This is a genomic window from Neisseria sp. HMSC070F02 (genome assembly GCF_001814225.1).
Classification (GTDB): domain Bacteria; phylum Pseudomonadota; class Gammaproteobacteria; order Burkholderiales; family Neisseriaceae; genus Neisseria; species Neisseria meningitidis.
The window spans coordinates 1-6,542 of sequence record NZ_KV815387.1 but is presented as its reverse complement, the minus strand read 5'-3'; the positions used below and the strand labels follow the sequence as shown (position 1 = coordinate 6,542).

General features: G+C 53.7%; 5 protein-coding genes. 2 read left to right on the top strand and 3 right to left on the bottom strand.

Annotated elements, in window-relative coordinates; genetic code table 11:
- Positions 1-466 precede the first annotated feature (466 nt).
- Positions 467-838, top strand: coding sequence for a hypothetical protein (locus tag HMPREF2959_RS03335; RefSeq protein ID WP_002240208.1), 372 nt, complete (start codon positions 467-469; stop codon positions 836-838).
- Between the two features lie 134 nt (positions 839-972).
- On the opposite strand, the gene rnhB is transcribed toward HMPREF2959_RS03335, so the two are convergent.
- The 3 genes from rnhB to HMPREF2959_RS03320 form a co-directional block, all read right to left on the bottom strand.
- Positions 973-1,557, bottom strand: coding sequence for a ribonuclease HII (gene rnhB / locus HMPREF2959_RS03330; RefSeq protein ID WP_002243198.1), 585 nt, complete (start codon positions 1,555-1,557; stop codon positions 973-975).
- A gap of 68 nt (positions 1,558-1,625) precedes the next feature.
- Positions 1,626-3,521: a tRNA uridine-5-carboxymethylaminomethyl(34) synthesis enzyme MnmG gene (mnmG, locus tag HMPREF2959_RS03325; protein WP_033915009.1), complete on the bottom strand. Its 1,896-nt coding sequence runs from the start codon at positions 3,519-3,521 to the stop codon at positions 1,626-1,628.
- Between the two features lie 325 nt (positions 3,522-3,846).
- Positions 3,847-5,274, bottom strand: coding sequence for an alanine/glycine:cation symporter family protein (locus HMPREF2959_RS03320; RefSeq protein WP_002215509.1), 1,428 nt, complete (start codon positions 5,272-5,274; stop codon positions 3,847-3,849).
- Positions 5,275-5,433: 159 nt separating this feature from the next.
- On the opposite strand from HMPREF2959_RS03320, the gene pdxA reads away from it, so the two are divergent.
- Positions 5,434-6,423, top strand: coding sequence for a 4-hydroxythreonine-4-phosphate dehydrogenase PdxA (pdxA, locus tag HMPREF2959_RS03315; RefSeq protein WP_002243200.1), 990 nt, complete (start codon positions 5,434-5,436; stop codon positions 6,421-6,423).
- Positions 6,424-6,542 lie beyond the last annotated feature (119 nt).

Here is a 6,542-nt window from a genome sequence, read left to right as displayed (position 1 = left end):
GAATCTAGGTCTGTCGGTACGGAAACTTATCGGGAAAAACGGTTTTTCCAACCCTGAGACTCCGGATTCCTGTTTTCGCGGGAATCCGGTTTTTTGAGTTTCAGTCATTTTTGATAAATTCTTGCAGCTTTGAGTTTCTAGATTCCCGCCTGCGCGGGAATGACGAAATTTCAGTTTTTGATTTTTTGTTTTTGTGGGAATGACGGTTTGGAAGTTTCCCGAAATTCAAAAAAAAACGGAAACCGGACGGACTGGATTCCCGTTTTCACGGGAATGACGGATTTTAGGTTTCTTTATCTGAAATTCCTAATTATTTGATGACTGCGGTTAAAAATGGACAAATTGTAGGAATGCAACGCACAAGACCTATATATGAATTCACCTATAACGGCACAAAACACCGTGTGGCTATTGATATAGGCAATAATGGGTTTATTGTTGGTGCCAACCCCAAAAGAGTAGTTAAATGAAAAAAATAAGATTGTTACTTGAATTTCACTGTTTTCCAGTATGGTTTTATGATGAAAATGATGAAATTATTGAAAACGATTGGTGTGAAGAATTATTACCACAGGAAATTTTATCAGACAATCATCTGAAAGAATTGTGCATTTGGCTAGCAGATGAATTTGATAAATTATATTGTGATGAAATGGGTAATTTCGATTATGAAAAGTTACAAGATGAATTTTCGTTTCAAACAAAGGAAAATGAACAAGAGTTCATTGATAAATTAACAGAATTCAGGACGAAATTCACACAAAAATGTTTTGGTTTTTGTGCGTTACAAGATAATTTACCAAAAATTGAAAACGGTAAAATTGTTTCTTGGCAGTGAGCGTAGCGTACGCAACTTGTTGCCCACGCTTTTGATTTTCTGTTTTTCGCAGGAATGACGGTTTGGGTTCTTTCTCTTTGAAGTTGCGATGCTGAAAATGCCGTCTGAAGTTCAGACGGCATTTTTGTGCCGGTTTAAAACAGCGTCTGCTGCGCGAGCAGGTTTCTGACGGGGGCGAAGTCGCGGCGGTGTTCGGGCAGCACGCCGTATTTTTCGAGGGCTTCCAAATGCTGCTTCGTGCCGTAACCTTTGTGTTTGTCGAAACCGTATTGGGGATGGCGTTGCGCCAGTGCGTACATTTCCGCATCGCGGGCGGTCTTTGCCAAAACGGATGCGGCGGATATTTCGATGATTTTGCTGTCGCCTTTGACGACGGCTTCGGCAGGGATGTTCAAATGTTCGGGAATGCGGTTGCCGTCGATGAATATTTTTTCGGGACGCACAGCCAAACCGTCAACGGCGCGTTTCATCGCGAGCATGGTGGCGTGCAGGATGTTGAGGCTGGCGATTTCTTCGGGCGTGGCGGCGGCGACGTGCCACGCGGCCGCCTGATTTTTTATCATTTCGGCAAGCGCGTCGCGTTTTTTCTCGCTGAGTTTTTTGGAGTCGGTCAGTCCGGGCAGGTCGAATGTTTCCGGAAGGATGACGGCGGCGGCAAACACGCTGCCGACTAAAGGCCCGCGTCCTGCCTCGTCCACGCCGGCGGTCAGTATGTGCATGATGTTTCCTGTTGGGATGGTGGGAATGCCGTCTGAACGATGTTTCAGACGGCATCGTACCGATGTGTTTATTTCGCGTCTTTAAACCCGCGCTTCAAATGCACCATCAGCAGTGCGACGGCGGCAGGCGTTACGCCGGAAATGCGGCTTGCCTGCCCGACGGTTTCAGGTTTGTGCTGGTTGAGCTTTTGCTGCACTTCTGCCGATAAGCCTTTGACTTTGCCGTAATCGATGCCGTCGGGCAGTTTTAAGGTTTCGATGTCGCGGCGGCTGTCGATTTCTTCGTTTTGGCGGTCGATATAGCCTTGGTATTTGACTTGGATTTCGACTTGCTCGACCACTTCGGCAGCGAGGCGTTCAGACGGCATCGCGCCTTCGAGCGTCATCAGCGCGGCGTAATCGAGGTTCGGGCGGCGCAGGAGGTCGTGCAGGTTGGCTTCGCGGTTGAGTTTTTGTCCGAATACGCGGATTTGTTCGTCTTCGGCGAGTTTTTGCGGCGTGTACCACGTTGTTTTCAAACGTTGGATTTCGCGCTCGATGGCTTCGCGTTTTTCGTTGAACATGCGCCATTGCGCTTCACCCACCAAGCCGATTTTGTAGCCGTCTTCGGTCAGGCGCATATCGGCGTTGTCTTCCCTGAGTTGCAATCGGTATTCGGCACGGCTGGTGAACATTCGGTAGGGTTCGTTCACGCCTTTGGTGATGAGGTCGTCCACCAATACGCCGAGATAGGCTTGTTCGCGGCGCAGCAGGAGCGGATCTTGTCCGCGGACGTATTGCACGGCGTTCGCGCCTGCGAGCAGGCCTTGCGCGGCGGCTTCTTCGTAGCCTGTCGTGCCGTTGATTTGCCCGGCGAAAAACAGTCCCTCAATGGTTTTGGTTTCAAGGCTGGCTTTGAGGTTGCGCGGATCGAAGTAGTCGTATTCGATGGCGTAACCGGGGCGCAGGATATGGGCGTTTTCCAAACCTTTCATACTGCGGACGAGCGCGATTTGAATGTCGAACGGCAGGCTGGTGGAGATACCGTTGGGGTAGTATTCGTGCGTGGTCAGACCTTCGGGTTCGAGGAAAATCTGGTGGCTGTCTTTGTCGGCGAAGCGGTTGATTTTGTCTTCGATAGACGGACAATAACGCGGGCCCACGCCTTCGATTTTGCCGGTAAACATCGGGCTGCGGTCGAAGCCTGAGCGGATGATGTCGTGGGTTTGCGTGTTGGTATGCGTAATCCAGCAGGACACTTGGTGCGGGTGCATTTCGGCACTGCCGCGCACGGACATGACGGGAACGGGTGTGTCGCCGGGCTGTTCGGTCAGTTGGGAAAAGTCAATCGTGCGTCCGTCGATGCGCGGCGGCGTGCCGGTTTTCAGACGGCCTTGCGGCAGCTTCAATTCGCGCAAACGTCCGCCCAGCGATTTGGCGGCGGGGTCGCCGGCGCGTCCGCCTTCGTAGTGTTCCAAACCGATGTGGATTTTGCCGGACAAAAACGTGCCTGCGGTCAACACGACGGCGCGTGCTTTAAACTCCACGCCCATCGCGGTAATTACGCCGCTGATGCGTTCGCCGTCGAGCGTTACGTCTTCGACGGCTTGTTGGAAAAGGTCGAGGTTTTCTTGGTTTTCCAACATTTCGCGGATGGCGGCTTTATACAAAATGCGGTCGGCCTGTGCGCGCGTGGCTCGCACTGCCGCGCCTTTGCTGGCGTTCAGGCGGCGGAATTGGATACCTGATTTGTCGGTTGCCAACGCCATTGCGCCACCGAGCGCGTCGAGTTCGCGTACCAAATGCCCTTTGCCGATGCCGCCGATGGAGGGGTTGCACGACATTTGTCCGAGCGTTTCAATATTGTGTGTGAGCAAAAGCGTCTGCGCGCCCATACGGGCGGCGGCGAGCGCGGCTTCTGTGCCGGCGTGTCCGCCGCCGACGACGATAACGTCGTAGGTTTTGGGGTAAATCATGTGGGTCATGTGTGTATTGCCTGACGGTGTTTCAGACGGCATTTATAGTGGATTAACAAAAACCAGTACGGCGTTGCCTCGCCCTAGCTCGAAGAGAACGATTCTCTAAAGGTGCTAAGCACCAAGTGAATCGGTTCCGTACTATCTGTACTGTCTGCGGCTTCGGTCGCCTTGTCCTGATTTTTGTTAAACCACTATATTCAATATGCCGTCTGAAAAACGAAATGGATTCAAAAGTAAAGGGTTGGGATTGTACGCTTGTTCGCCCTGTTTTTACAGTGTGCGGAAAGGGAAAAGCCGCTTCGCGGGGAAGCGGCTCCGGTAAGGGCGGGATTTACCAAACGTCGGATTTGATACGGCGTTTCAGGCCCGGATGTTCGGAAAGTTTGAACTCGGGGTCTTTGCCCATTTTCAGCTTGGCGGTGTAATCGCGCAGCAGCATAAACGCCAAGGGCGAGAGCAGCAGGATGGCGACAAGGTTGATCCACGCCATAATGCCCATCGCCATATCCGCCATATCCCAGACCAAAGGCACATTGGCAACCGCGCCGAAATAGACCCACGCCAAAACCAGCATACGGAAAACGGCGGTAATCAGCCAATGGCTTTTGATGAATTGGACGTTGGACTCGGCATAGGCATAGTTGCCGATAACGGTGGAAAAGGCAAACATAAACAGGATGACGGCGAGGAAGCCCGCGCCCCATTGCCCCACTTGGCTGACAATCGCCGCCTGCGTCAACGCCGCACCGCTCAAATCGCCGTAAGGCTGTTGGTAAATCAAGATGATGAAGGCGGTGCAAGAACAAACGATGATGGTATCGACAAACACGCCCAGCATTTGAATCATACCTTGCGAAACAGGGTGTTTCACTTCGGCGGCGGCGGCGGCGTTCGGCGCGGAACCCATACCCGCCTCGTTGGAATACAGGCCGCGTTTGATGCCCATCATCATCGTTTGCGAAATCAGACCGCCGAGTAAGCCGCCTGCTGCCGCGTCGAATTTGAACGCGCCCGAAAAAATCTGACCGAACACGTCCGGAATCATCGGAATATTGGTCAAAATGATGAAAAGAGCGATAAAGAGGTACAAAACCGCCATCAGGGGGACGACGATTTCCGCCGCTTTAGATATGCGCCTGATGCCGCCGAAGATAATCGGCGCGGTTAAAATCACCAGGGCGACGCCGACATAATGAGGCTCCCAACCCCACGCCGCTTTGACGGTATCGGCAATGGTATTGGTCTGAACCGCTTCAAACACAAAGCCGAAACAGAAAATCAGGCTCAGGGCGAACAACACGCCCAGCCATTTCTGCCCCAGCCCTTGAGTGATGTAGTAGGCAGGGCCGCCCCGGAAATGGTGGTTGTCGTAGTCGCGGACTTTAAAGAGCTGCGCCAGCGAAGATTCGACAAACGCCGAACTCATACCGATTAAGGCGGTTACCCACATCCAAAACACCGCGCCCGGTCCGCCGACTTTGATGGCGATGGCCACGCCCGCGATATTGCCCACGCCCACGCGGCTGGCAAGGCCGGTTACAAATGCCTGAAACGGCGTGATGCCGTGAGGGTCGTCCCCCTGTTTGCGGCCGCCGAGCATTTCTTTGATGCTGCGCCCGAACAGGCGGAATTGGACAAAGCCCGTGGTTACGGTGAAGAAAAGCCCCGTACCCAAAAGCATATAAACCAAGTATGACCACATCGGATCGTTGATGGCGCCGACCCAGCCGTGCAGCCATTCGGTAAAGTTCTCGTTCATATCGCTTCCTTAAAGTTGAAACCCGCACATATTGGCGGTATGCAAGCAGGGTTTAAATTTTGTAAACGCCCATTCTAGCAGATTGTCAACAAAATCAGAAAAATTTACATCGCCGCGCGGCTGCGGCGTTAGAATCGCATTTTGTTTGGAGCAAACACGATGAAACAGCCTGTTTTTGCCGTTACTTCCGGCGAGCCTGCCGGCATCGGCCCCGATATTTGTTTGGACTTGGCGTTTGCACGCCTGCCCTGCCGCTGCGCGGTATTGGGCGACAAACACCTGTTGCGCGCGCGCGCCGAAGCCTTGGGCAAAAGCGTCGTCTTGCGCGACTTCGATCCGGAATCAGGCGGCGCGGCATACGGCGAGCTGGAAGTGCTGCACATCCCTGCCGTCGAAGCGGTTGAGGCAGGGCGGCTCAATCCCGCCAACGCCGCCTATGTGCTGCAACTTTTGGACACCGCGCTCGCAGGCATTTCAGACGGCATTTTCGACGGCATCGTTACCGCGCCGCTGCACAAAGGCATCATCAACGACGCGCGCGCAAGCACAGGTTTTTTCAGCGGACACACCGAATATCTGGCGGAAAAAAGCGGCACGGGGCAGGTTGTGATGATGCTTGCCGGCAAAGACCTGCGCGTCGCCCTCGTAACGACCCACCTGCCGCTGAAAGACGTTGCCGCCGCCATCACGCAACCGCTGATTGAAAGCGTCGCACGCATTCTGCATCACGACTTAAAACACAAATTCGGCATCAAAAATCCCAAAATCCTGGTCGCCGGACTCAACCCCCACGCCGGCGAGGGCGGACACCTCGGACACGAAGAAACCGACACCATTATCCCCGCATTGGAAAACCTGCGCCGCGAAGGGATAAACCTCGCCGGCCCGTATCCGGCAGATACGCTGTTCCAACCGTTTATGCTCGAAGGCGCGGATGCCGTATTGGCGATGTACCACGACCAAGGGCTGCCCGTGTTGAAATACCACAGCTTCGGACAGGGCGTGAACATCACGCTCGGCCTGCCCTTTATCCGCACCTCCGTCGATCACGGCACCGCGCTCGATTTGGCGGCAACCGGCAGGGCGGATTCCGGCAGCCTGATAACTGCCGTGGAGACCGCCGTCGAGATGGCGCGCGGCAGCCTTTAAAGATGATAAAAGACCCGTCATTTCCGCGCAGGCGGGAATCCGGTCTGTTCGGTTTCAGTTGTTTTTGGGTTTCGGGTAATTTCCAAATCGTCATTCCCGCGCAGGCGGGAATCCAGACC

What these genes read in the sequence shown, in the direction of transcription:
- HMPREF2959_RS03335 (WP_002240208.1), top strand. Translation starts at nt 467, where the DNA reads ATGAAAAAAATAAGATTGTTACTTGAATTTCACTGTTTTCCAGTATGG.
- mnmG (WP_033915009.1), bottom strand. Translation starts at nt 3,521, where the DNA reads ATGACCCACATGATTTACCCCAAAACCTACGACGTTATCGTCGTCGGC.
- HMPREF2959_RS03320 (WP_002215509.1), bottom strand. Translation starts at nt 5,274, where the DNA reads ATGAACGAGAACTTTACCGAATGGCTGCACGGCTGGGTCGGCGCCATC.
- rnhB (WP_002243198.1), bottom strand. Translation starts at nt 1,557, where the DNA reads ATGCACATACTGACCGCCGGCGTGGACGAGGCAGGACGCGGGCCTTTA.
- pdxA (WP_002243200.1), top strand. Translation starts at nt 5,434, where the DNA reads ATGAAACAGCCTGTTTTTGCCGTTACTTCCGGCGAGCCTGCCGGCATC.